The sequence below is a fragment of the Halorubrum sp. SP9 genome (assembly GCF_005435015.1).
GTDB lineage: Archaea > Halobacteriota > Halobacteria > Halobacteriales > Haloferacaceae > Halorubrum > Halorubrum sodomense.
In genome coordinates this window covers 1-648 of sequence record NZ_SGXU01000240.1, presented here as the reverse complement: position 1 = coordinate 648, position 648 = coordinate 1, and the positions used below count along the sequence as shown (strand labels likewise).

Sequence of the window (648 nt, the reverse complement as noted above, 5' to 3'; positions counted from 1 at the left end):
GATAATCGGCACCGAGACCTGCGCTGTGCCATGGCCGCCGTCGTCGTCGACAGTGACACGCAAATCAGTGATCTCGTTTCCGGCAGCCTCGATCGCAGCAGCGACATCCGCGACTGTCTCCAGTCTGTCGCTGGGTGTCTGTCCCATAGTGGCATGGAAGTATTAGCTCATATAAATCTCTTTTGTGGCGACATTTTTTAGCTTGCTACGTTCAGCGGAACACGCAAATCGGTTTCCATACCACATATTAGTGAATTCAGAACCACCGGATCATAATTACATAAATTCGATATATACAAAATCGTCTCGGAAAGCTACGTGCTCAGTGACTAGAAACGCATCGACGAGAGATTGCTGAACGTTTGCGCATAAAACGAATTCAAACAGCAGGTGGTTCTCAGCGTATTAATTCTGAGAGGGAGCCAGATACTGGCGCACGCGAAGCCCCACAAACACAACGATAGCAACAACGATGAGGGTAATCTGGGGATGTGTGCTCATTTCTTGATAAATTTCGAAGAGTCGAATCCACGGCGCAATATCGTCAGCCGGAGACTCCGGGACGGGAAACAGCGGATACAGCAAAACCCGTGCGGCCCACAGATCACCGGAGAGTAAGAACCGGTAGGTGTCGCCAAGGAGGTGACT

1 pseudogene is annotated in these 648 nt (G+C 50.3%); it reads right to left on the bottom strand.

The annotated features are described in order from the left end of the window. Positions 1–405 precede the first annotated feature (405 nt). Positions 406–648, bottom strand: a pseudogene (locus EXE45_RS20915) (metal-dependent hydrolase); the annotation flags it as partial.